Consider the following 23,141-nt stretch of genomic DNA (forward strand, 5'->3'; position numbering starts at 1 on the left):
GATGGATCAAGTAGTGCGGACCGGGCCGCCGCCGCGGCCGGTCGCCGCCCTGCCCGTGACCCGGCTGCGGTGGGCGATCAGCCTCTTCTTCGCCCTGGACGGCTTCGTGTTCGCGGGCTGGGTGGTGCGCATCCCCGCCATCAAGCAGCAGATCGACGCCTCCGCCGGAGCCCTCGGCATGGCCCTGCTCGGTCTGTCGGCCGGTACCGTCGCCACCATGCTCATGGCGGGCCGGCTGTGCCGCCGCTTCGGGGTCACCCGGGTCACGCTCGTCACGGCGACGGTCCTGTCCCTGTCGATCGTCCTGCCGCCGCTGGCCCGTTCGCCCCTCGAACTCGGCCTGTTCCTGCTGGTGTTCGGCGCCGGGTACGGCGGTCTCAACGTCGCCTTCAACGCGGCCGGGGTGGAGCTCGCCGAGGCGATCCAGCGGCCGATCCTGCCGTCCTTCCACGCGGCGTACAGCGCGGGCGCCCTGGCCGGCGCGGGGCTCGGCGGACTGCTGGCCCCGCACCTCGGCCCGCTTCCCCACATGCTGCTCCTGAGTGCGACCGGGCTCGCCGTCACCGTGGGCGCGGGCCGGGTCATGGTCACCTCCCGGCTCCCCGCCCCGGCCGTACCGCGCCCGGACGAGACCCGTCCCGGGCAGGCCCGGCGGGCCCCGGCCTCGCGCCGCACCCGGCGGCTGATCGCCGTGTGCGGACTCATCACCCTGTGCACGGCGTTCGGCGAGGGCGCGATGGCCGACTGGGGCTCGCTGCACCTCTCCACCGACCTCAACACCGGCCCGGGCACGGCAGCCGCCGGATACGCCCTGTTCGCCCTGCTGATGACGGTCTCCCGGATGTCGGGGACCTGGCTGCTCGAACGGCTCGGCGAGTCACCCGTATTGATCGCCGGGGGACTCCTCGCGGCCACCGGCATGCTGGTCGCCGCCCTGACCCCCGAACTGTGGCTGGTGTTCCTCGGATACGCCCTGACCGGCGTGGGCCTCGCCAACGTGTTCCCGACCGCCGTCGGCCGCGCGGGCGCCCTCGGCGGCCCGCACGGCGTCGTGGTGGCCTCGACCCTCGGCCACTCCGGCATCCTCCTGGGCCCGCCCGCTATCGGCTTCCTCGCCGAGGCGTTCGGGCTGCCCCGGGCCATGACCACCATCGCCGCGCTCGCCGCGACCGCGGCCCTGCTCGGCGAGCTGACCCGCCGGGCCCGCCTGAGCGCACCCCATCCCGCCCGCGGCACGGCCGCGTGATCCACCAGGCGCACGGCGCCAGGAGCCGAGGAGAGCACATGGCCGTCAAGGGCTGCATGTTCGACTTCAACTGCACCCTGTTCCACCTGGAAAACGCGGAGAGCTGGCTCGGCGCCGTGGCGGCGGACTCGGGGCACACCATCGACGCCGACCAAGTCCGCCTCTGGGCACGCCGGTTGACGGACTTCGGCGCCGTCCCGGGCGGGCCCGCGCCGCGCGACGTGGAGCCCCGGCTGATGCGGCTGTGGCAGGAGCGGGACCTCGACGTGGTCCGCCACCGCGCCGCCTACACCGGACTCCTGCGGGCCGCGGGCCTGCCCTGGCCCGAGCTGATCGACCCCCTCTACGCACGCCACATGACAGCCCCCGCCTGGCAGCCCTACCCGGACGCCCTGGAGGTGCTCGAAACGCTGCACCGCAACGGCGTCGCCATCGCGGTGGTGAGCAACATCGGCTGGGACCTGCGCCCGGTGCTGCGCCACCACGGCATGGACCCGTACATCGACACCTACGTGCTCTCCTTCGAGCACGGCGTCGACAAGCCCGATCCGCGCCTCTTCCGGGTCGCCTACGAACGGCTCGGGCTCGCCGGCGCCGACGTCGCCATGATCGGCGACGACCGGGTGGCCGACGCGGGCGCGGCAGCGCTCGGCTCACCCGTCCACTTCGTGGCGCCCCTGCCCGTCACCGAACGCCCCGACGGCCTCCGCTCCGTACTCGACCACCTGCTGTGACGCGCCCTGCGCTCCCCTGAACCGGGCCCGCACGGCCCCCCAGCACGGGAAGGAACGACCGACCATGCCCCTCACCCCGAACGCCCCCCGCATCGCCCTGGTCGGCGCCACCGGCGCCGTGGGCACCACCTTGATCCGGCTCATCGAGGAACGGAGCTTCGCCTACCGGCAGATCCACCTCGTCGCCTCGGCCCGCTCCGCCGGACGTGAACTGACCGTCGACGGGCGCCCCTACCGCGTCGAGGCCCTGGACACCTTCGACTTCTCCGGCGTCGACCTCGCCTTCTTCTCCGCGGGCGGCTCGGTCAGCACCAAGTGGGTGCCCTCGGCCGTGGCGCAGGGCGCCCTCGTCATCGACAACACCAACGCCTTCCGGATGGACCCCGACACCCCTCTGGTGGTCCCGCAGGTCAACGCGGACCGCCTCGCCGAGCGGCCCGCCAGCGGCATCATCGCCAACCCCAACTGCTCGACCATCCCCCTGGTCAGGCTGCTGCGTCCGATCGCGGACCACTGGGGCATCCGGCGCGTGGTGGTGAGCACCTACCAGGCCGCTTCCGGCCGCGGCCACTCCGGGATCGCCGAGCTCGCCGAGGGCAGCCGCATCGTCCTCGACGACCCCCAAGCACCCGTCCCCGCCGAGGAGTTCAGCCCCGGACTCGCCTTCAACGTCATCCCCTTCATCGACGAACTCCTCGACACCGGGTTCACCCTGGAGGAGCAGAAGATGCTGCGGGAGTCCCGCAAGATCCTGGACATCCCCCACCTCGACGTCACCACCACCTGCGTCCGGGTGCCCGTCGTCAACGGCCACTCCGAGGCCGTGTGGATCGAGTGCGACCAGGACGTCGACCGGGCCGAACTGGTCGCAGCGCTGGTCGGGTTGCCGGAGGTCGTCGTCCACGACCGGGACGTCGTCGGCGCCTTCCCGACGCCGCGCACCGCGGGGGCCGCCGACCACGTCCACGTCGGACGGATCCGTGTCACCCCGCACGACCCGCGCGGCCTGTGGCTGTGGGTGGTGGCCGACAACCTGCGGATCGGGGCGGCCCTGAACGCCATCCAGATCGCCGAGGCGCTGAACGACAGGGGAGTGCTGTGACCACGATCGCCCCCGCCGTCCTCAAGTTCGGCGGTTCCACCTTCGCCTCGCCCGCCGCCTACGGCGAGTTGGCCGAAGCGCTGTCGGCCAGACTCGGCTCCGAGGGCCGTCCGCTGGCCGTCGTGGTGAGTGCCATGCCGGGCGAGACCGAACGGCTGCGCGGCCGGCTGCACGCGGTCGCCCCCCACCCCGCCGACGAGTGCGCCGCGGGACTGCTCACCCTCGCCGACACGGTCAGCGCCCACCTGCTGACCGCGGCCCTGCGCCACCTCGGCCGGCGCGCCACCGTGCTGGCCGGGCACCAGACGGGGTTCACCACCGCCGACTCCTTCATGTGGGCGCGCCTGGACCGCGTCGACCCGGCCCCGCTGCGGGCCGCGTTCGCCGAACACGACGTGGTCGTCGTGCCCGGCGGCCAGGCCGTGGACGACCTCGGCCGGCCCACCTGGCTCGGCAAGAACAGCTCCGACCTGTCGGCGGTCGCCGCGGCCGTCGCCCTCGGCGCCGACACCTGCGAGATCCACTCCGACGTGGCGGGCATCCACAGCTGCGACCCGAACCGCGTCACCGGAACCCGCCTGCTCGACCGGGTGTCCTTCGCCGACGCCGCCACCATGTCCCGGCACGGCGCCAAGGTGCTGCACGACCGCTCCGTACGACTGGCCCGCGAGCACGGCGTCACCATTGTCTGCCGACGCAACACCGCCCCCTTCGCCACGGGCACCGTGATCGGCACCGACGCCGCTCCGGCCGAGGCGGTGGTCCTCAACTCCCGCTCCGTGGTGCTGCGTTACGCCGACGGGGCCTCGGCGGACCGGGCCCACGACGCGTTCCGTTCGGACGGGGTGGCCGCGCTGCGCCTCGACGACCGTCCGGGCGTGGCGGTGATCGGCGGCTACGTGGACCACGAAGCGTGCGAGCGCCGCCATGGCCTGGCGCCCGGACGCCTCGTCGGCATCCCCGTGACCGTCCTCAGCGGTGGCCACGCCACCGTGTACGTAGCGCCCGACGAGGCCGACGCCGTGCGCCTGGCCCAGCGCCTCCACGACCGGCTGCCCGCCCGCACCGCGCAGACCCTGCCGGTCTGACCCCGTCGAACCCGGCGGCCCCGAGCCGCCGCGGATGTGAACCGCTCCAGGGAGGAGTACGAAGATGACCGCCCTCGACCTCGCCGTCGCCCAGGACGCCACCCTCGCCGAGATCGAACTGCCGGACAGCGTCCGCGACGGGATCGGCGCCCAACTGGCCGCCGTGCCCGACCCGGTGGCCGACATCGACTGGTCGATGTCCCGCTACCTCCAGATCTTCGCCCAGCTGCCCATCCGGACGCTCCAGCAGATCCAGGACTTCGGCCGGCACCCCGACACCCCGGGCGTCGGCTACGTCCGCAACGCCCCCGTCGACGCCCGGCTGCCCGGCACGCCCACCGACGGCGGTCCCAGCCCCGACAAGGCCACCTTCGTGGCGGAAGGGGTGCTGCTCGGCCTGAGCGGACTGCTCGGCGAGCCGGTCGGGTTCACCACCGAGAAGAACGGCCGGCTGATCCACGACGTCGTCCCCGTGCGGGGCGGCGCCACCACCCAGACCAACCAGGGCTCGTCCGTCTTCCTCAACTTCCACAACGACATCGTCCACGACGAGAGCGGCCGCTACGACCTGGCGAGCCCGGACTTCCTCGTCCTGAGCTGCCTGCGCGCCGACCCCGAAGGCCTGGCCGCCACCTACTACGCGGACGCCCGCGACATCTCCCGGGCCCTGGACGCCTGCGCCCTGGAGATCCTGCGCAGCCCCCGGTTCCGGATGAACGCGCCCGGCAGTTACGTACGGGACGTGGCGGGCGGCGTCGACGTGCTGTCCCACCCGGTGCCGATGATCAGCGGGCCCGCGCACTGCCCCGAGGTGTCGGCGGCCGCCAACGGCGTCCACCCGCTCGACGACGAGGCACGCGCGGCCCTCGACCGGCTCCAGAGCGCCTGCCGCGAGGTCGCCCACGAGGTGTTCCTGCGGCCGGGACAGGTCCTGCTCATCAACAACCGCAAGGGCCTGCACGCCCGTTCGCAGTTCACCGCGCGCTACGACGGCCGGGACCGCTGGCTCCAGCGCGCCTACGTGCGCCGCAACCAGTGGGACCTGCGCCACCGGGGCGTCCCCGGCGTGCGCCGCCTCCACTGACGCGGCCCGCCCGCACCCACCCCGCCCCATGCCCCACACCGGAGGACGACAGCTCATGAGCAACGTCGCCGTCATCAACTACGGACCCAAGCTCGACTACGCGGCCATGCTCCCCGAACTGGTCGACCGGCTCCAGGTGTTCAGCCACCACGAGCTGAAGAACCCCGAATCCTTCGCGCGCTACGAGTACGTCGAGAACTGCGAGGCCGTGCCGTACGCCGAACTCATGATCCGGCGCCTGGCCCGCGACGAGCCGTTCACGCACATCGTCACGGACAACGAGTACGACCTGGAACGGGCCGCGCGCATGCGGGAGAGCCTCGGGATCCGGGGGCAGTCGGCGCGCAGCGCCCTCTCGTTCCGCGACAAGGTGGTGATGAAGGAGGTCGCGCGCCGCACGGTGCCCACGGCCGACTTCGCCCGCCTGGAGTCGATCGTCGATCTCACCGACTTCATCGCGGAGTCCGGCTACCCGGTCGTGGTCAAGCCCGTCAAACAGGGCGGCTCCCGGGACATCTCGGTGCTGCGCGGCGAGGACGACCTCCTCGCCTTCAGCCAGACCGTGTGGCGCGAGGACCTCATGGTGGAGGACTTCGTCGAGGGGCAGATGTACCACGTCGACGCGGTCATCGCCGACGGCTACCGCTTCGTGGCCTCCTCCCGCTATCTGCGCAGCTGCCTGGGTGTGTTCTCGGGCGAGAACAACGGGTCGTTGCAGCTGCGGCCCGAGGACCCGTTCGCCAAGCGGCTTGAGGAGTTCTTCGACCGGACGCTCGACGCGTTCGACGTGCCTCCCGCCAGCGCGTACCACCTGGAGGTGTTCCACACGCCGGACGACCGTCTGGTGCTGTGCGAGATCGCCTCCCGCGTGGGCGGCGACCGCATTCCCGCGCTGACCCGGGCGACCTACGGGGTGGATCTGCACACCGCCTCGCTGCGGCTGTCCTGCGATCTGCCCGTGGACCCGCCCGCGACGGCGCCGCCCGCCGAGGTGCACGGGTCCGTCTCGATCCTGCCGCAGGGCCGCCCGGTGAACGTGCCCGGCAGGCCCCCCTTCCCGTGGGTGACCCACTACGAGGTGAACGAGCGGATCGCACCGGACGCCGTGACCTTCTACAGCGCGTCCCACCTGTGCTTCGTGATCGTGCGGGGCGCCGACACGGCGGAAGTCGAACAACGGCTCTTCGAGGCCGAGGCATGGCTCATGGCACGGCTCGACGAACAGCCGGCCCCGTGAATCCGAGAGAGGCGAATCCGGTGTACAAGATCCTGGTCCTGGTGTCAGAGGCGTACAAGTTCAAGCTCGACAATCACTCGATCATCCCGAGCGCCCTGTACCGCGAGGGGCACGAGGTGTCCATCGGGGACATCGACTCGCTGTGCGTGCACGACTCCGTCGTCGTGTGCGACCAGGTCAAGCTGTCGCGCGAGTTCGAGGCGGGCGGCGACTTCCCGACACTGAGCGAGTCCTACGCGTCGGCGGAGGACTTCGACCTCGTGTGGGTGCTCGCGGGCACCCACCCCGAATCGAGCAAGGACTACTTCCAGTTGATCTGGCTCCTCAACCAGAGGGTGCCCTTCGTCAACGACGCCACCGCGCTGTTCTACCTGAACTCGAAGATCAACCTGGGAGCGGTGGTCCCGTCCGAGAACCTGCCGGTGTCCTACGTGTCGAACGACTTCGACTTCCTGAACGACCTGGTCGGCTCCGACAGCGAGCGCTCCTGGGTGATCAAGCCCACCAACGAGGGGTGCGGCGCGGACGTCTACGTGGTGAACGAGAAGGACCGCAACCGTTCGGCGCTGCTGAGCTCGGCGACGGGCAACGCCGCCTCGCGGTACATCAGTTACGGGCGCGACATCATCGGCATGGCCAAGCGCCACACCGCGGTGCAGGAATACATCCCCAACGTGCGGACCAACGAGAAGCGCGTGATCATCGCCGGTGACACGGCGGTCTCCGGATTCCTGCGGTTCCACCGGGACAACGACAACCGGGCCAACGCCTCGGTGGGGGCCCGCTTCGAAGGGCTGCGGCTCACCCCCGAGGAGGAGGACTTCGTCCGGGTCCTGGGAAAGCGGCTGATGGCGCACGGCATCTACTACGTGGGAATCGACCTCGCCTACCCGTACGTCATCGAGATCAACATGGAGAATCCGGGAGGCCTGAACTACCACCGCCGCGCCACCGGGGAGGACCAGTCGTCCCACGCCGTCAACACGGTCCTCGCCGCCCTGCGGGCCGGCGGAAAGCTCGGCCCGGAGCGGCCCCCGCTGGCGTCCTGAGGACCGCCCGTGTCCTGCTGCCGGGCAGACCGGGACGGTCTGCCCGGCACAGGCACACTTCCCCGAAGGCGGGGTCACTCTGGGCCGGGGTCAGTTCAGCCGCTCGCCGGTCGAGGCGTCGACCACGGCCCGCGCCCCGACGGGCTGGCGCAAGGTGGTGCTGACGGGGCGCAGGGCTATGTAGGCCGGACACATCTCTCCCTTCTTGCGGTGTGTTCCCACCCGCAGCGTCAGGGAGACGGTCTTCGCGGACTCGTCGGCCGTGAGGCGCGCCGACTGGCAGCCGCCGACTTCCGTGGTGACGGTGATGGTCCGGCCCTGGGCTGCGACGGGCCGGTTGATGCTCCGCGTCACCCCCGGATCCGTGCCGCAGCCGGACAGCGCGAGTCCTGCCGTGAGAGCCAGGAGCCCCGCCGATGCGTACCCCGTTCGTCTGCCCATGCCCGTGGGACGCGGGGCCCCCGCTCCAGGTTCCCTCCTCTGTCGCCCTCCGGGGGCCGCACCCGCCCACGCACTCAGCGGCGCAGGAAGGTCTCCCTCTCCAAGCGCGACAGCTTCTCCGGATTGCGTACCGCGTAGAGGCCGGTGATGAGGCCGTCGTCGAGACGCACCGCCACGACCGTGTCGATCGCGTCGTCGAAGCGGAGCACCAGCGCCGGGTAGCCGTTGACCTGCGCGAGCCTCAGCGTCGCCGCGGTGAGGTTGCCCAGCCCGGCGGCCAAGAGCCGGCCCACCTTGTCGGCCCCCCGGACGGGCCGCGGGACGGCCTGCCTGATCCCGCCGCCGTCCCCCAGGAAGACGACGTCGGGCGCGAGAATGTCGAGCAGCCCCCGCAAGTCCCCTGTCTCCACGGCCCGTTGGAAGGCGTCGAGCGCGTCCCGGGTCTCCGTGGCGGAGACGGTCCCGCGCGGCCGGCGCGCCGCGACATGGGCCCGCGCCCGGTGCGCGATCTGGCGGACCGCGGCCGGGCTCTTGTCGACGGCCTCGGCGATCTCGTCGTACCCGAGGTCGAACACGTCCCGCAGCACGAACACCGCCCGCTCGGTGGGACTGAGCGTCTCCATCACCAGGAGCATCGCCATCGACACGCTGTCGGCCAGCTCGACGTCCTCGGCCACGTCGGGCGCGGTGAGCAGCGGTTCGGGCAGCCAGGGCCCCACGTAGGACTCCTTGCGGCGGCCGAGCGTCCGCAGCCGGCTCAACGCCTGGCGGGTGGTGATCCGGATCAGGTACGCACGCCGGTCACGCACCGCGCCGAGGTCGACCCCGGCCCACCGCAGCCAGGTCTCCTGCAGTACGTCCTCCGCGTCGGCGGCCGAGCCGAGCATCTCGTACGCGACGGTGAACAGCAGGTTGCGCTGGGCGACGAACGCCTCGGTGGCGGCGTCGAGCCCCCCGGCCGCCTCCTGCGCGTGCGTGTGGTGCTCACTGTGCTCGCTGTTCACCGGCTGCTCCTGCCTGTTCGCTCCGGACGGTGCCACGCCCACAAGACGCCGGGTCCCGGTCCTGTGTGACACCCGCGATCCGTGGGCTGCGTCACATCGTCTCCCTGTCACAGCGGGCCGGCGGCCGGCATCTCTTGTTCGTCCAGCGCACCACCACGACACAGCAAGTGAGGACGACGACATGGAAGCCCGATTCAACATGTTCGAGAACGAGTTCGCCGTGAAGTTCGCCAAGCGGTTCGCCAACGCCGGCATGGCGATCCACCAGTCGACGCTGCCGGAGTCCACCCGGGAGCTGGTGTCGCTGCGCGCCAGCCAGATCAACGGCTGCGGCTGGTGCGTCGACGCGCACACCAAGGAGGCCGCGGCCGCGGGCGAGAGTGCCGTCCGGCTCCATCTGGTCGCCGTGTGGCGCGAGTCCACCGTGTTCACCGAGGCCGAGCGGGCCGCGCTGGCCCTCGCCGAGGAGGGCACCCGGATCGCCGACGCGCGGCAGGGCGTGTCCGACGAGACGTGGGACCTGGTCCGCGAGCACTACGACGACGACCAGATCGCGGCGCTGGTCGCGCTGGTCGCCCTGATCAACGCGGCCAACCGGCTGGCCGTGATCGTGCACCAGCGGGGAGGCTCGTACGAGGTCGGCGCGTTCGCCGCGGCGGTCGCCGGCGGGCACTGAACGGGAGCCTGCCCGGCCCGGGATCACGAGATCCCGGCCGGGCAGGGTGACACTGCCGGAAGGCGTGCGGACAGACCCGCCCGGAGTCTCCGCCCGCCCCCGGCCCACCCCTCCTCGCCGCGTCCGCCGAGCGGCGGGGGTAGGCAGCTCCACCCCGTCGGGTACGTGGCCGCACCGGCGTCGCCGGGGGCCGGCCCGTGGGCGAGAGGGGGGGGCTGGCCCCCTGGAGCGGGCGATGCGCGTGGGCGAGGCTCGGAGCATGCCCCGAACGACTCTGACCCGCGGTTTCCTGCGTACGGAGAGTGCCGCGGCGCACCTGCGGCTCTTCGTGCTCGTCGGTGTCGCCACCGTGCTGGTGACCCGCGCCTTCCTGGCCTTCACCCACTACCCGAAGCTCGGGGGCGGGGCGGGCCACGGAGGGCTGCACATCGCCCACATGCTGTGGGGCGGCCTGCTGATGCTGGCCGGGCTCCTGGTCATGCTCGTCTTCACGGGTCTCGCCTCCCGGCGGCGAGGAGCGCTGATCGGTGGCATCGGATTCGGCCTGTTCATCGACGAGGTGGGCAAACTGGTCTCCGTCGACGGCTACTTCTACCGTCCGGCCGCGGGGCTCATCTATCTGTCCTTCGTCGCCCTGACCGGGCTCACCTGGCGGGTCGCGCGGCGCGGGCGTACGGACCGGGAGGCGGGCACCGGCACGGCCCGCTCGGCGGCGGCCGCGGACACCGCGCTGCACGGTGTCCTGACGGGACTGACCCCGCAGGAGAGGGACGGTGCGCTGCGCCGCCTGCGCGGCTCGGGCGGTCCGGCCACCGCGCTGGACGCGGCGCTCGCGGCCGTCCTCGAAGCGGTGCCCGAGCGCCCGGCCAGGCGTCCCGCCCCGCACCACGAGGCGGCCCGGCGTACCCGCGCGTGGGTGGCGGCCCGGGTGTCCGGCACGCGGCCACTCGTCCACGTCGCCGCGTGGGGCGCGACCCTTCAGGCAGCGCTCCTGTTGGTCGCCATCGCGGTCGACGGCCTCACGGGCGGCCTCGCCGGCGAGACCCAGTGGACGGCCGTCGCGGGAGCCCTCGCCTGCTCCCTGGCATCGCTGGTCCTCTCCGTGCGCGGGACGGCCCTGCTGCGCCGCGACCGGGGCGCGGCCCTGCGCACCCTGCGCGCCGCCCTTCTGGTGGACCTCCTGCTGGGTCAGGCCTTCAAGTTCACGATCAACCAGTTCTCCGCGGTGGCCGGTTGGCTGATCAGCCTGGCCCTGCTCTACGTACTCTCGGCCCAGCTGGGCCGCGTCCCGGCACAGCGCGCACAGGCCTGAGCCGTTCAACGGCCGCGGTTTGCCACTGCCACCGCCGGTGGTGGACGGGAACCCCGCGCGCGGGGGCGGTCGGTTCGCGCCCGGGAGGCCCCGCGGCGGGGCAAAAACAAAGGCAAGGAGAACTTCCTCTCCTTGCCACTCTCAACTTATAGCGCGCTGGGGGGCTTGCCGCAAGGCCCCGGTCAGGGCGCACAATCGTCGGCCGATGCCACAACCGGCGGAAATGAGGGGCACGACTTGCGTGTGATGTTGGTGCGGAGGACCTACCGGGGACGCGGTGACGTCGAGCCCGCGGTGGGGCAGGCGCACGTTGGGGTGCGGGGGCGCGGTCCGTCCGGGAGGGCGGAGCGGGCGGCCGCCGCGTCCGCGGGGACGAGGGCGGGCTCGACGGGTTCGACGGATGGGGAGACGCCGGTGGTTCGATCCACCGGCGCGGTACGACGGAGCAGGGCCGCCTCGGAGGTGTCGCAGTGAGTGAGCAGTACGTGGTGGACCTGAGGGACGTCGACGAGTCGCAGGCCGCGGCCGTCGGCGGCAAGGGCGCACACCTCGGCGCGCTGTCGCGGATCGAGGGCATTCGCGTGCCGGACGGCTTCTGCGTGACGACGGACGCCTTCCGGCGGGTCATGGCGCACGAGCCGTCCATCGAGGACCGCCTCGATGCGCTGGCGCGCTCGAACCCGGACGATCAGGAGACGGTCCGCACGCTGAGCGCGGAGATCCGCCGGATCATCGAGGACATCGTCATGCCGGGCGATCTGGTGGAGGCGATCACCGCCGCGCTCGCCCAGCTCGGTGAGGAGGCCGCATGCGCGGTGCGGTCGAGCGCGACCGCGGAGGACCTGCCGACGGCCTCGTTCGCGGGCCAGCAGGACACCTACCTGAACGTGATGGGGCCGACGGAGATCCTCCGGCACATCAGCCGGTGCTGGGCCTCGCTGTTCACCGAGCGCGCCGTCATCTACCGCCGACGCCATGGCATCGATCACCGTACGGTCCACATGGCCGTGGTCGTGCAGCGGATGGTCTTCCCGGACGCGGCCGGAATCCTGTTCACGGCCGACCCCGTGACGGGCAACCGGACGGTCGCCACGGTGGACGCCGGGTTCGGACTCGGCGAGGCGCTGGTCTCCGGTCTGGTGAACCCGGATGTCTTCAAGGTGCGGGACGGCGAGGTCGTCGCCCGGACGATCTCCGCCAAGAAGCGTGCCGTGCACGCTGTGCCGAGCGGCGGCACGCGCGAAGTGGCGATCGACGCGGGGCATCAGGAGCACCCGGCCCTCACGGACGAGCAGGCCGTGCGGCTGGTGGGGATCGGGCGACAAATCGAAGCGCACTTCGGCCGCCCGCAGGACATCGAATGGTGTCTGGTCGACGACGACTTCCGGATCGTCCAGAGCCGGCCGATCACGACGCTGTTCCCCGTCCCGGAGATCGGCGACGACGAGAACCACGTGTACGTCTCGGTCGGCCATCAGCAGATGATGACCGACGCCATGCGGCCCCTGGGGCTCTCGGTATGGCTGCTGACGGCCATGGCACCGATGCACGAGGCGGGCGGCAGGCTCTTCGTCGACGTCACCGCGCGCCTGGCCGCGCCCGGCTCCCGTGCCGCCCTGCTCGACCTCGTGGGGAGGGGCGATCCACTGGTCCGGGACGCGCTGGAGACGGTTCTGGAACGCGAGGACTTCGTCCCGTCGCGCCCCGACCCGAGCCCTTCAGGCCCGCCGGCCCGGGGCGCGGCCGCCCCGATCGAGACCGATCCGGCCATCGTCACCGAGCTGATCGAGCGCAGCGAGGCGTCCGTCGCCGCCCTGGAACGCGAGATCGGGACCATGTCCGGACCGGCGCTGTTCGACTTCCTGACCGAGGCCTTCCAGGAGCACAAGCGGGTGCTCGGCGACCCGTTGAGCATGCAAGTGATCATGGCCGGGATGGAGGCGACCTGGTGGCTCAACGACAAGCTGGAGGAGTGGCTGGGCGAGAAGAACGCGGCTGACACCCTCACCCTCTCCGCTCCCGACAACGTCACGTCGGAGATGGGACTGGCGCTGCTCGACGTCGCGGACGCGATCCGCCCGTGGCCCGAGGTGGTGGCGTTCCTCCAGGGCGTCGAGGACGAGAGTTTCCTGGACGCCCTGGCCGAGCTCCCGGGCGGGAGCGAAGCGCGCGACGCCATCACGGGCTACCTCCACCGGTACGGCATGCGGTGCGTCGGCGAGATCGACATCACGAGGCCGCGCTGGAGCGAGCGCCCCACCACCCTGGTGCCCGTGATCCTCGACAACGTCAGGAACTTCGGGCCGGGCGCCGCCGAGCGGCGCTTCGAGCAGGGGCGGCAGAAGGCGTGGGAGAAGGAACAGGACGTGCTGTCGCGCCTGCGGGCACTGCCCGACGGCGAGCAGAAGGCCGACGAGACCAAGCGGATGATCGACCGCGTCCGCACCTTCATCGGGTACCGGGAGTATCCCAAGTACGGCATCATCAGCCGCTACTTCGTCTACAAGAAGGCCCTGCTGGCGGAGGCCGAGCGCCTGGTGCGGGTAGGCGTGGTCGCCGAGAAGGAGGACGTCTTCTACCTCACCTTCCAGGAGTTCCACGAGGCCGTGCGCTCTCACCAGGTGGATCAGCGGCTGGTCCAGGAGCGCAGGGACGCGTTCAGGTCCCACCAGGCGCTCACGCCGCCCCGGGTGCTCACATCGGACGGTGAGGCCCTGACCGGGGCGTACCGGCGGGACGACGCACCGGCCGACGCCCTGATCGGCCTGGCCGTTTCCGGCGGGGCCGTCGAGGGCAGGGCGCGTGTCGTCCTCGACATGTCGGAGGCGGATCTCGAAGCGGGCGACATCCTGGTCACGGCCTTCACGGATCCGAGCTGGTCGCCGCTGTTCGTCGGGATCGCGGGCCTGGTGACCGAGGTGGGCGGGCTGATGACCCATGGCGCGGTGATCGCCCGGGAGTACGGGCTGCCGGCCGTCGTGGGGGTGGAGGGTGCCACCCGGCGCATTCGGGACGGCCAGCGGATCCGCGTGCACGGCACCGACGGGTACGTCGAGATCCTGTCCTGACTGGTCATGCCCGCAGGCCCCGTCCGGCGCCTCCAACTCCCTTGTGCCGCACGGCCATGGGGCGTCAGGGATCCAGGACGCGACCAGGTCGAGCAGGCGTGCGGATCGCCGACCTGAACCACCGCTTCCCGGGGCGTGTGAACGGGGCGGCCTCGGTGCGCGGCGGACCGGCGCCGGGCACCCTGGCCGTGCCGGTCCCGAGCGGTGGCTCAGGGCCTGCGGGCGCGGCGGTCACCGCTCTTTGACAGCTCTTCTTGTGTTGTGTGAGCGAATGATGACGAACGGCGTAATGCCTGGTGGGCGCTGTTGTGATGGGGACATGAACAGCAACCATTCCGGTTCGACCGGCCCCGCCCCCACCCGCCGCATCGTCTCCCGCGCCGCGACCGCGACAGCCGTCGCCGCCGTGCTCGGCGTCGCTCTGGTCGGCTGCGGCGGGCAGGGCAAGGACTCCGGGCAGCAGGACCAGGCCGCGGCGTCCGGCAAGGCGGCCGCGGCAGGCAACGGCACGAAGGTGCTGTGGGTGGGCGATTCCATCGCCGGCGCCGAGGCCCCCGCCGTGGGAGCGGCGTTGAAGGCCAGCGGGGTCGACTTCAAGGACGCGTCCTCCGACGGCGGCGGCACGGTCGTCGACGGCGGCGACGAGATCACGGGCAAGATCTCCGGGGACACCTGGAAGCAACTGGCCCAAGACATCCGGTCGTTCCGGCCCACCGTCATCGCGTACCAGGTCACCACCTACGACTGGGGTCCCCAGGACAAGCAGCGCGCCGCCTACGGGAAGCTCGCCCAAACGGCCAAGGACGCGGGCGCGAAACTCGTCCTCGTGGCGGCCCCGCCCATCAAGATCGACGAGTTCTACAAGCAGCACGAGCCGCAGATGCGCACCGCCCCCAAGGCGGCGGAGGAAACCGCCAGGAGCAGCGGCGGGGCGGCCGTCTTCCTCGACTCCTCGTCGCTGTGGGGCACCGACGCCGGTGCGGCGAAGGCCCAGCGCTCCTCGGACGGCATCCACAACTGCCAGCAGGGGGCCGCCGCCTTCGCCAAGTGGTTCAGCGAGCAGCTGGGGCGCGAGGCCGGGTTCACGCCCGCGACCGTGGACACCTGGGCCAAGGGCGCGTGGACCGGCGACGCCCGGTACGGCAACCTCAAGTGCGGCAGCTGACGGGACACGCACCCATGCCTGCTCTGTCGCTCGCGCCCGCCCCCGGGGCCCGTCACCGTGCGCCGCGCGCGGGCGGCCGCGCCCACATCGCCGCCCTCGACGGGCTGCGCGGCTGCGCGGTCGCCGCCGTGCTGCTGTTCCACGCCGGGCACCTGAGCGGCGGCTTCCTCGGGGTGGACCTCTTCTTCGTCCTGTCGGGGTTCTTGATCACCGGGCTGCTGCTCGGCTCCGTACAGCGGGGCGGCCGGATCGCGCTCGGCGCGTTCTGGGTCCGCCGCGCCCGGCGCCTGATGCCCGCACTGGTCGTCGTCGTGGTGGTGACCGTGTCTCTCACCTGGGCCCTCGGCACCGTCGAGCAGCTGCGCTTCGCCCTCGGTGACCTGCCGTGGGTCGCGGCCCAGGCGGTCAACTGGCACTACATCACCGACCAGATCGGCTACTGGAACGCCTCCGACACCCGCGTCTTCGCGCATCTGTGGAGCATCGCCGTTGAATGGCAGTTCTACCTGCTCTGGCCGTTGGTGGTGATGATCGCGGCCCGTGGCCGGCACCCGCAGCGGACGGTGGCCGTCCTGGCGGGTGCGGGCGTCCTCGCCTCGCTCGCCCTGATGGTCACGCTCGGCGCCGCGGTGGACACCACCCGGGCCTACGAGGGCACCGACACGCGGGCCGTCGCGCTCCTGCTGGGTGCGCTGGCGGCGACCGCGCCGGTGCGCGGCCTCGCCGCGAGGATGCCGCGCCGCGCGGCCGACGTCCTCTGCCCGGTGCTGGTGGCCGGGCTCGCGGTGGCCTGGACGGTGACCGACGGCGAGAAGGCGCCGCTGCTCTTCAAGGGCGGCCTGTTCCTCCACTCCCTGGTCGCCGCCGTACTGATCACCGTGATCGCGCAGGTGCCGGGCACCCACGCGGCACGGGTCCTGGGGAGCTTTCTGCCCCGCCGTCTGGGCGAGCTCTCCTACAGCCTGTACCTGTGGCACTGGCCCGTCTACCTGTTGCTGCTGCCCCGCCTGTCCGCGCTGGGGGACTGGGGCGGCACGGCGGTCGCCATCGCGGTCTCCCTCGCCGCCGCGGCCGCGACGAAGCGGCTCGTCGAGGACCCGGTCCGGTTCCGTTCGGGCTGGGCGCGGGGGCACCGCGGCCTGGTCGTGGTGGCGGCCCTGGTGGTGATCGCGGCGGCCCTGTGGGGGCTGATCCCCGTTCCCGCCCCCGGCGCGGGCACCGTCGACCTCCAGCAACTGCGCTGAACCCCACCGTCGCGGTGCCGGCCCCGCCAAAACGGCGGCGGTGACCGGCACCGCGAGGACGGTGCGGCAGTATTCGTACCGTTATTGCCCTGTGTGCGCATTCCCCGGCGAAGGGACCTGGTTCATGACGCGCGTGCTGTTGATCGAGGACGATCCGGCCGTACGCCGCGGCGTCGTCCTCGGGCTGCGCCGCTACGGGCACGAGACGGAGGCGGTCGGCACCGGCGAGGACGGCCTGGAGGCGCTGGCCGCGTTCAAGCCGGACCTGGTGCTCCTCGATCTCATGCTGCCGGGGATGAACGGCCTGGAAGTGTGCCAGCGCATCCGCGAGACCAGCCAGCTCCCCATCGTGATCCTCTCCGCGCGCGGTGACGACATGGACGTCGTGGTCGGCCTGGAGGCGGGCGCGGACGACTATGTGGTGAAGCCCGCCAGCGGAGCGCTCATCGAGGCGCGGATGCGGGCGGTGCTGCGCCGCGTCGCCCCTTCGCAGGCCGACGTCGATGTGCGCTCCGGGCCGGCCGTCGTGGGGGAGCTGGAGATCGACCGCAGCGCGCTGAGCGTCCGCAAACGCGACGAGGTCCTCCAACTCGCACCGTCCGAGCTGAAGTTGCTGCTCTTCCTCAGCGGCGCGCCGGAACAGACCTTCAGCCGCCGCCAACTCCTCGAAGACGTCTGGGAGCACAGCTACTACGGTGACGCGCGCCTGGTCGACGCCTGCGTGATGCGGCTGCGCTCCAAGATCGAGGACGATCCGCGCCACCCCGTCTACGTGCAGACCGTACGGGGCTTCGGCTACCGCTTCGGCCCGGTGCCCGCGTGAGGTTCGCCCGGGCGCGCGGGCTGCGCACGCGCCTGGTCGTGGCCTTCCTGCTGGTCGCCGCGTTGAGCGCGCTGATCACCGCGGCCCTCACCTTCCGCCAGGCCCGCGCCGGAATCCTCCAGCGCACCCAGAACGCGGCGGTGCACGACCTGCGGCTCCAGGTCGACTCGCTGGCGCCGAACCTGCCGCCCGAGCCCACGGACGCCGACCTGCGCGGCCTCTCGCAGCAACTGGACCGGGTCGGCGGCGCCCGCGGCTGGACCACCGCCGTCTCCCGCGACGACGGGCCGCCCATCGGCACCGCCAACCCCATCAGCACCGCCCTGCGCGCGGAGGTCCGTCGGTGCGACACCGCCGTGTACGAGCGCACCGACCAGCCCCCGGGTCCCCGCCTCGTCATCGCCATGCCCATCGCCTACGACGCCCGGGGCGGCCAGGCCGGGGAGCCCTCGGGCCTCGTCGTCTACGCCGCGCTCACCCTCCGCGCCGAACAGGCCGACATCTCCGACCTGATCACCGCGGCCTGGGCCGGTGCCATCCCGGCGCTCGCGCTGGCGGCCGTCCCCGCGCTGTTCGCGGCCCGCCGGGTGCTGCGCCCCGTACGGCAGCTGCGTACGGCCGCCGAGAAGATCACCGCGGGCGCGCTCGACACCCGGCTCGCCGTCACCGGCAAGGACGAACTCGCCGAACTGACCGGCACGTTCAACACCATGGCCACGGCACTGGAGCGGGACGACGCGGAACTGCGCCGCATGGAGGCCAACGCGCGCCGGTTCGCCGCCGACGTCTCCCACGAACTGCGCACCCCGCTCGCCGCGATGGCCGCCGTCACCGACGCCCTCGACGAGGACGCCCACTCCGGCGAACTGCCCCCGGACACCGCCGACGCGGTCCTCCTCATCAGCGACGAGACCCGCAAACTCGCCCGCATGGTCGAGGACCTCATGGAGATCTCCCGCTTCGACGCGGGCGCGGCGGCGCTCCACCTCGACGACGTGGGACTGCGCACCCTCGTGCGCAAGACGCTCGATCTGCGGGGCTGGCGCGAGCCCGAGCAGGTGGTCACCCACCTCCCCGAGCCCGACGTACGGGTGCGGGTCGACGCCCGCCGCATCGACGTCGTCCTGGCCAACCTGATCGCCAATGCCCTGCGGCACGGCGCGCCACCCGTCACCGTGCGGGCCCGGGTGATCGGGAAGAGCCTCGTCATCGACGTCGCCGACCGCGGCCCGGGCATCGCCGAGGACGTCCTGCCGCACGTCTTCGAGCGCTTCTACAAGGCCGACGCGGCGCGCACCCGGTCCGAGGGCAGCGGCCTCGGGCTCGCCATCGCCACGGAGAACGCACACCTGCACCGCGGCACCCTGAGCGCCGCCAACGCCCCTGGCGGGGGAGCGGTGTTCACGTTGACCCTGCCGGTCACCACCCCGGAAGAGGAGCCGTCATGAGGCGCCCCGTCATCGGTCTCACGGCCCTCCTCGCGGCGTCCGTGGCGGGCTGCGGCATCGGCGCCACCGGCCCGGAGCCGGCCGGGCCGCCGGCCTCGGGCCTGCGCCACCCGGGCAGCGCGTACTACTACGCCCAGGTGTACTTCGTCAGTCCCTTCGGCGTGCAGGCCGTCGCACGCCGCGTGAAGTCCCCGGCCGGCCCGCAGCAGGCGCTCGACCTGCTCCTGGCGGGCCCCGATGCGGCGGAACGGGCCCGCGGCCTGATCACCGAGGTCCCCGCCATGCCCGGCCGCCCGACCGCGACGGCCGGAGCGGGTGCGGTGGACCTCTACCTTCCGGTGCCGGTGGCGCAGATGAACGGAGGCGGCCTGGGCGTCACCCAGCTCGTCTGCACGGCCGCCGGCGCCGAAGTGCCCGGCGGCAAACAGCCCCCGGCCGTGGACGTACGGGTGCACGAGGCGCACACCCCGGGAACCTGGACCGTACGCTGCAACGCCGCCGGCAACGTCATCCCGGTCCCGAGCCCGTCGTAGCGATGCGTGCCCCCGGGCGACCGCGCCTACTTCCGCGGGCGGCTTTGCGACGAGCCGCACCGCGTGGACCGGGCCGTGAAGACGGACCGCCGATCGACCTGGCCAAGAAGCTGGATGCGCGGCTCGGCGACGGCCGCACCTTCGATGCGCGGGCGGGCTGCCTTTCGGGTGCCGCACCTGTGAGGCAGGGCGGGTGCGTAGGGGTGGCAGGTGGCTCCTCCCCCGGCGTGAAGAAGACGCACCCACGCCTCGGAGCCGTCCCCGGGAAGGCCCGTAAAGTAAGCGCCTGTGTCCGACCACATCGCCATCACCGCGGCCGAGGCGGCGCGTCTTCTGGACGCGGTACGCGGTTCGGCCGCGCGTCTCACCGCCGCGCTCGCCCCCCTGACCGACCTCCAGGCCCGCGAGGCATCGGCGCTGGACGGCTGGAGCCGGGGCCATGTCATCACCCACCTCGCCCGCAGCGCCGACGTCTACCGGTGGCTGCTCACCCTCGCCCGGACCGGCACCGAGCCCGGGCCGCGCGCCGACGCCGCCACGCTGGAGCGGGCGCTCGCCGAAGGCGCCGGGCGCGGCGCTCCCGAGCTTGTCAGCGACCTCCGCGTCAGCCTGGACCGACTCCTCGACGAGGCGGCGTCCCTGCCCGTCGCACGCTGGGCCACCCTGGTCTCCGCGCTCGCGGGCTGGCGGCACCCGGCCTGGTTCACCCTGCACCGCTGCCGACGCGAACTCGAAACCCACCACGTCGACCTGAACCTCGGCTACACGTCCGCCAACTGGCCCGCGGATTACGTCGGTTGGGCGCTCGACGGCACGCTTGCCGCCCTCGCCGCCCGCCGCTTCCCCGTCGCCCGCGTCGACGCCGAGGACCTCGGCCGCTCCTGGGTACTCGCCGAGAACGGGCCCACCGTCACGGGCCCCGGCCACGCCGTGCTCTCCTGGCTCGCCGGACGCGGCACGAGCCCGCGGCTCCACCGGGACCTCCCCCTGCCCACCCCGCCGAAGTGGCCACTCCCACCCGCACCTGGCTGGAACTGACCGGCAGGGATGGGGCGTTGGGTTCGCCAGGCGGCTCTCGCACACGAGCGGGCCGCTCTGCCTCGGGTACCTAACCGAGGCCGGTCTGCGCGCCGCAGTGGTGGGCGACCATCTCGGCGAAGGCGCGGGCCAGGGGGGAGAGGTCGTCCCAGCGGCGCACCGCCCAGCCCGCGGTGAGCGCCGGGAGCGCGGGGATCGGGATCAGCCGCAGGTCCGGGTGGCCGGGGCCGGTCCAGGCGGGCAGGGCCGGGACGACGGCGTGCCCCAGCCCCAGCTCCGCCAGCAGGATCGCGGTGTCCCAATCGGTGACGCTGGTGTCGAACACCGGCCGGATCCCGGACTCGGCCAGCCAGGAGCCGAGTTGGAGGCGGGAGGTCGAGTTCTCCGGAAGCCCGATCAGCCGGGCGTCCTGCAGGTCGGCCGGTTCCAGCGAGGTCTTGGCGGCCAGCGGGTCGGAGGCGGAGACGGCGAGCGACCAGGGCAGCTCGACCACGGGATGCTGCTCGATGGCGCGCGTCGCGGGCCGCAGGGTTATCCAGGCGAGGTCCACACCGCCCGCGGCCAGCGCGTCGAAGCAGCCGCGACTGGAGGTCTCGGTCTGAAAGGCGAGGCTCGCCCGGGGCAAGCGGCGCCGGAAGTCGACCACGGCCGCGGCCATGAAGTGCCGGACCGTCGTGGCTCCCGTGGTGACCCGCACCGAACCGCCGTCCGCCCGTGCCGTCTCCTCCATGCGGCGCAGCGCGTCGTCGATGCATCCCAGGCCCTCGGTGACCGCCGCGTTCAGCACGCGCCCGGCCGGGGTCGGCGCCACGCCGCGCGTGTGCCGTTCGAGCAGGCTCAGGCCCAACTCGCGCTCAAGCCGCTTCACATGCTGGCTGACCGCGGACTGCGTACAGGACAACTCGCGGGCGGCCGCGCTCAAGGAGCTCGCCCGGCAGACCGCGGTGAAGACACGGAGATCGTCGAGAGTCATGGTGGCCCAAGGTATCGCTTGGGTGTTTGCCAGCAAACCCATGGATTGACTTGGGTTTCCGGCATGCGTGACCATCGGTGCGGGGCCCAGGGCGGCAACCCGCCGGCTGTTTCCCGCGATCCGGACGCGGAGAACGGCCGGCGGGTGTCGACCCGCCTCACGGGGCCACCCCGCCCCCTCGCCCAGGTCTTCCCAGAACGACAGGAGCGCACGTGTCCACAACCAAGCTGACGGTGGCCATCCTCGGGCCGGGCGGCGTCGGAGGCCTGATCGGCGGGCTGCTCGCCCGCGCCGGGCACCGTGTCATCTGCCTGGCCGGTGAGGAGACCGCGGGCACGCTGGCCCGGGACGGTCTGCACATCGAGAGCGCGCAGTTCGGGAACTTCACCGCGGCGGTGAACGCCGACACCGAACTGCGCGAACCGGTGGACGCCGTCTTCGTCACCGTCAAGCAGACGGCTCTGGACCAGGCGCTCGACCGCGTCCCGGCCGCCGTACTCGGCGGCGCGATCGTGATCCCGATGCTCAACGGGCTCGACCACCTCGCCGTACTGCGTGAGCGCTACCCGTCGGCCCGGGTCGTCGCGGGCACGATCAAGGTCGAGGCGACGCGCACCGCTCCGGGGCGCATCAGCCACACCAGTCCCTTCACCAACATCGAACTGGCGGCTCCGCTCGGCGAGTTCGCGGACGAGTTGCGCGGGGCCGGCCTCGGTGTGGTCCTGCGCGACGACGAGACCGCGATGCTCTGGGACAAGCTCGCCTTTTTGGCCCCGTTCGCCCTGCTGACCACGCGCCATCGGGCCGACGTCGGGACCGTACGCGGCGACCGGCGTCCCGAACTCCTCGCCGTGGTCGACGAGATCACCGCCGTGGCGCGCGCCGCGGGCACATCGGTGACGACCGACGCCGTGCTGAGGCTCTTCGACGGGGCGCCGCCCGCCATGAGGTCCTCGATGCAGCGCGACGCCGAGGCCGGACGCCCGCTCGAACTCGATGCCATCGGCGGCGCGGTCCTGCGCGCGGGCGCCGCCCACGGCGTCGGGACCCCGGCCACGGCACGGCTGGTGGCCGAGGTGGCTCGCGCGTTCCCCCAGGGGGCCTGATGCGGCCGATCGCCCCGCCCGAGGACGGCCCCGCGCGAGGCGCCCCGGGCGCCACGACGGCGTGGCCCGCGGCCGAGGAGTTCCTGCGCGCCCGGGGCGCGGGCGAGACGGCCCACCCCGGCGGAACCCTTCTCGACCACCTGATCAGGGTGGCGAACCTCCTCGGCGCCTGGGGGACGGACCCGGATGTGCGGGCCGCGGGCCTGTGCCACGCGGTGTACGGGACCGACGGATTCGCCCAGGCCCTTGCGGAAACCACCGAGCGCGCCCTCGTCGCGGACCTGATCGGCGAACGCGCCGAAGCCCTGGTCCACCTCTACGCGAGCTGCGACCGGGACGCCGTGTATCCGCGCCTGGCCGACGGCGGCCCCTTGCTCTTCCGGGACCGCTTCACGGGCCGTGAACACACCCCGCCGGAGGCGGACGTCCACGCCTTCCTCGACCTGACGGCCGCCAACGAACTCGACGTGCTGGCCCACAACGCCGATCTCGCCGACCGTTACGGCCCAGGCCTGTACGGGCTGTTCACCCGCGCACGGGCCCGGCTCTCCCCGGCGGCGTGGGACGCCTGCGCCGAACAACTCGGCCGGTACGCACCCGACGCGGGATAGGTGATCCGGACGGCCTCCCTGAACCACCCGGTCCTGACCACGGCCGACATCGGTCAACCGGCCGAGGGGCAGGAGGCCCCAGGCCCTCATGCCCGCGCGCGGGCGCCGCGACCGGGATCAGGACCCTGAACGGGTGGCGGCGATGGAGCAGGCGGGTGA

Annotated in this window: 21 protein-coding genes; 18 read left to right on the plus strand and 3 right to left on the minus strand. The window is 72.6% G+C overall.

All coding sequences use genetic code 11. The features are described 5' to 3' along the window. Position 1 precedes the first annotated feature (1 nt). The 7 genes from AC07F3_RS04885 to AC07F3_RS04915 all read left to right on the plus strand — a co-directional run bounded on the left by AC07F3_RS04885 (position 2) and on the right by AC07F3_RS04915 (position 7,540). Positions 2-1,246: an MFS transporter gene (locus tag AC07F3_RS04885; protein WP_479110492.1), complete on the plus strand. Its 1,245-nt coding sequence runs from the start codon at positions 2-4 to the stop codon at positions 1,244-1,246. Positions 1,247-1,284: 38 nt separating this feature from the next. Then, a complete protein-coding gene (locus AC07F3_RS04890; protein ID WP_479110494.1) occupies positions 1,285-1,980 on the plus strand; it encodes an HAD family hydrolase in 696 nt (231 codons plus the stop codon). A gap of 64 nt (positions 1,981-2,044) precedes the next feature. Continuing rightward, positions 2,045-3,082 carry an aspartate-semialdehyde dehydrogenase gene (locus AC07F3_RS04895; protein WP_479110496.1) on the plus strand — a complete coding sequence of 346 codons (1,038 nt, stop codon included), beginning with the start codon at positions 2,045-2,047 and terminating at the stop codon, positions 3,080-3,082. Further along, positions 3,079-4,170, plus strand: coding sequence for an amino acid kinase family protein (locus AC07F3_RS04900; RefSeq protein ID WP_479110498.1), 1,092 nt, complete (start codon positions 3,079-3,081; stop codon positions 4,168-4,170). The genes AC07F3_RS04895 and AC07F3_RS04900 overlap by 4 nt, the downstream gene beginning before the upstream one ends. Before the next feature lie 64 nt (positions 4,171-4,234). Beyond that, the gene (locus AC07F3_RS04905) at positions 4,235-5,254 is read left to right on the plus strand and encodes a TauD/TfdA family dioxygenase (RefSeq protein ID WP_479110500.1); all 1,020 of its coding nucleotides are present in this window, start codon (positions 4,235-4,237) and stop codon (positions 5,252-5,254) included. Between the two features lie 55 nt (positions 5,255-5,309). Further along, the gene (locus AC07F3_RS04910; protein ID WP_479110502.1) at positions 5,310-6,491 is read left to right on the plus strand and encodes an ATP-grasp domain-containing protein; all 1,182 of its coding nucleotides are present in this window, start codon (positions 5,310-5,312) and stop codon (positions 6,489-6,491) included. A gap of 20 nt (positions 6,492-6,511) precedes the next feature. Beyond that, positions 6,512-7,540, plus strand: a complete 1,029-nt coding sequence (locus AC07F3_RS04915) for an ATP-grasp domain-containing protein (RefSeq protein WP_479110504.1) — start codon at positions 6,512-6,514, stop codon at positions 7,538-7,540. Positions 7,541-7,630: 90 nt separating this feature from the next. Here AC07F3_RS04915 and AC07F3_RS04920 read toward each other — a convergent pair whose 3' ends face one another. Continuing rightward, positions 7,631-7,894 carry a hypothetical protein gene (locus AC07F3_RS04920; protein WP_479110506.1) on the minus strand — a complete coding sequence of 88 codons (264 nt, stop codon included), beginning with the start codon at positions 7,892-7,894 and terminating at the stop codon, positions 7,631-7,633. Between the two features lie 161 nt (positions 7,895-8,055). Further along, positions 8,056-8,985, minus strand: coding sequence for an RNA polymerase sigma-70 factor (locus AC07F3_RS04925; RefSeq protein ID WP_479110508.1), 930 nt, complete (start codon positions 8,983-8,985; stop codon positions 8,056-8,058). A 181-nt stretch (positions 8,986-9,166) separates the two neighbouring features. On the opposite strand from AC07F3_RS04925, the gene AC07F3_RS04930 reads away from it, so the two are divergent. From AC07F3_RS04930 to AC07F3_RS04970, 9 genes are all read left to right on the plus strand, one after another. Continuing rightward, positions 9,167-9,661 carry a carboxymuconolactone decarboxylase family protein gene (locus AC07F3_RS04930; RefSeq protein WP_479110510.1) on the plus strand — a complete coding sequence of 165 codons (495 nt, stop codon included), beginning with the start codon at positions 9,167-9,169 and terminating at the stop codon, positions 9,659-9,661. Positions 9,662-9,920: 259 nt separating this feature from the next. Beyond that, positions 9,921-10,973, plus strand: a complete 1,053-nt coding sequence (locus AC07F3_RS04935) for a hypothetical protein (RefSeq protein ID WP_479110511.1) — start codon at positions 9,921-9,923, stop codon at positions 10,971-10,973. A gap of 470 nt (positions 10,974-11,443) precedes the next feature. Continuing rightward, positions 11,444-14,041, plus strand: coding sequence for a rifamycin-inactivating phosphotransferase (gene rph / locus AC07F3_RS04940; RefSeq protein ID WP_479110513.1), 2,598 nt, complete (start codon positions 11,444-11,446; stop codon positions 14,039-14,041). A 319-nt stretch (positions 14,042-14,360) separates the two neighbouring features. Next, positions 14,361-15,206: an SGNH/GDSL hydrolase family protein gene (locus tag AC07F3_RS04945; protein ID WP_479110515.1), complete on the plus strand. Its 846-nt coding sequence runs from the start codon at positions 14,361-14,363 to the stop codon at positions 15,204-15,206. Between the two features lie 14 nt (positions 15,207-15,220). Further along, positions 15,221-16,450, plus strand: a complete 1,230-nt coding sequence (locus AC07F3_RS04950; protein WP_479110517.1) for an acyltransferase family protein — start codon at positions 15,221-15,223, stop codon at positions 16,448-16,450. Between the two features lie 124 nt (positions 16,451-16,574). Continuing rightward, the gene (locus tag AC07F3_RS04955) at positions 16,575-17,273 is read left to right on the plus strand and encodes a response regulator transcription factor (protein ID WP_479110519.1); all 699 of its coding nucleotides are present in this window, start codon (positions 16,575-16,577) and stop codon (positions 17,271-17,273) included. Next, the gene (locus tag AC07F3_RS04960) at positions 17,270-18,721 is read left to right on the plus strand and encodes a sensor histidine kinase (protein ID WP_479110521.1); all 1,452 of its coding nucleotides are present in this window, start codon (positions 17,270-17,272) and stop codon (positions 18,719-18,721) included. The genes AC07F3_RS04955 and AC07F3_RS04960 overlap by 4 nt, the downstream gene beginning before the upstream one ends. Continuing rightward, positions 18,718-19,254 carry a hypothetical protein gene (locus AC07F3_RS04965; protein WP_479110523.1) on the plus strand — a complete coding sequence of 179 codons (537 nt, stop codon included), beginning with the start codon at positions 18,718-18,720 and terminating at the stop codon, positions 19,252-19,254. Before AC07F3_RS04960 ends, AC07F3_RS04965 begins: the two co-directional genes overlap by 4 nt. Positions 19,255-19,542: 288 nt before the next feature. After that, entirely contained in the window at positions 19,543-20,292 is a 750-nt protein-coding gene (locus AC07F3_RS04970) for a maleylpyruvate isomerase family mycothiol-dependent enzyme (protein WP_479110525.1), read from the plus strand. A 70-nt stretch (positions 20,293-20,362) separates the two neighbouring features. On the opposite strand, the gene AC07F3_RS04975 is transcribed toward AC07F3_RS04970, so the two are convergent. Then, positions 20,363-21,265, minus strand: coding sequence for a LysR family transcriptional regulator (locus AC07F3_RS04975; RefSeq protein ID WP_479110527.1), 903 nt, complete (start codon positions 21,263-21,265; stop codon positions 20,363-20,365). Positions 21,266-21,477: 212 nt separating this feature from the next. Here AC07F3_RS04975 and AC07F3_RS04980 point away from each other — a divergent pair, with 212 nt between their 5' ends. Together AC07F3_RS04980 and AC07F3_RS04985 are read left to right on the plus strand one after the other, a co-directional pair. Continuing rightward, positions 21,478-22,371, plus strand: coding sequence for a ketopantoate reductase family protein (locus AC07F3_RS04980; protein ID WP_479110529.1), 894 nt, complete (start codon positions 21,478-21,480; stop codon positions 22,369-22,371). Beyond that, entirely contained in the window at positions 22,371-22,982 is a 612-nt protein-coding gene (locus tag AC07F3_RS04985; protein WP_479110531.1) for a DUF6817 domain-containing protein, read from the plus strand. Before AC07F3_RS04980 ends, AC07F3_RS04985 begins: the two co-directional genes overlap by 1 nt. Positions 22,983-23,141 lie beyond the last annotated feature (159 nt).

The organism is Streptomyces sp. NPDC045846, assembly GCF_056431605.1.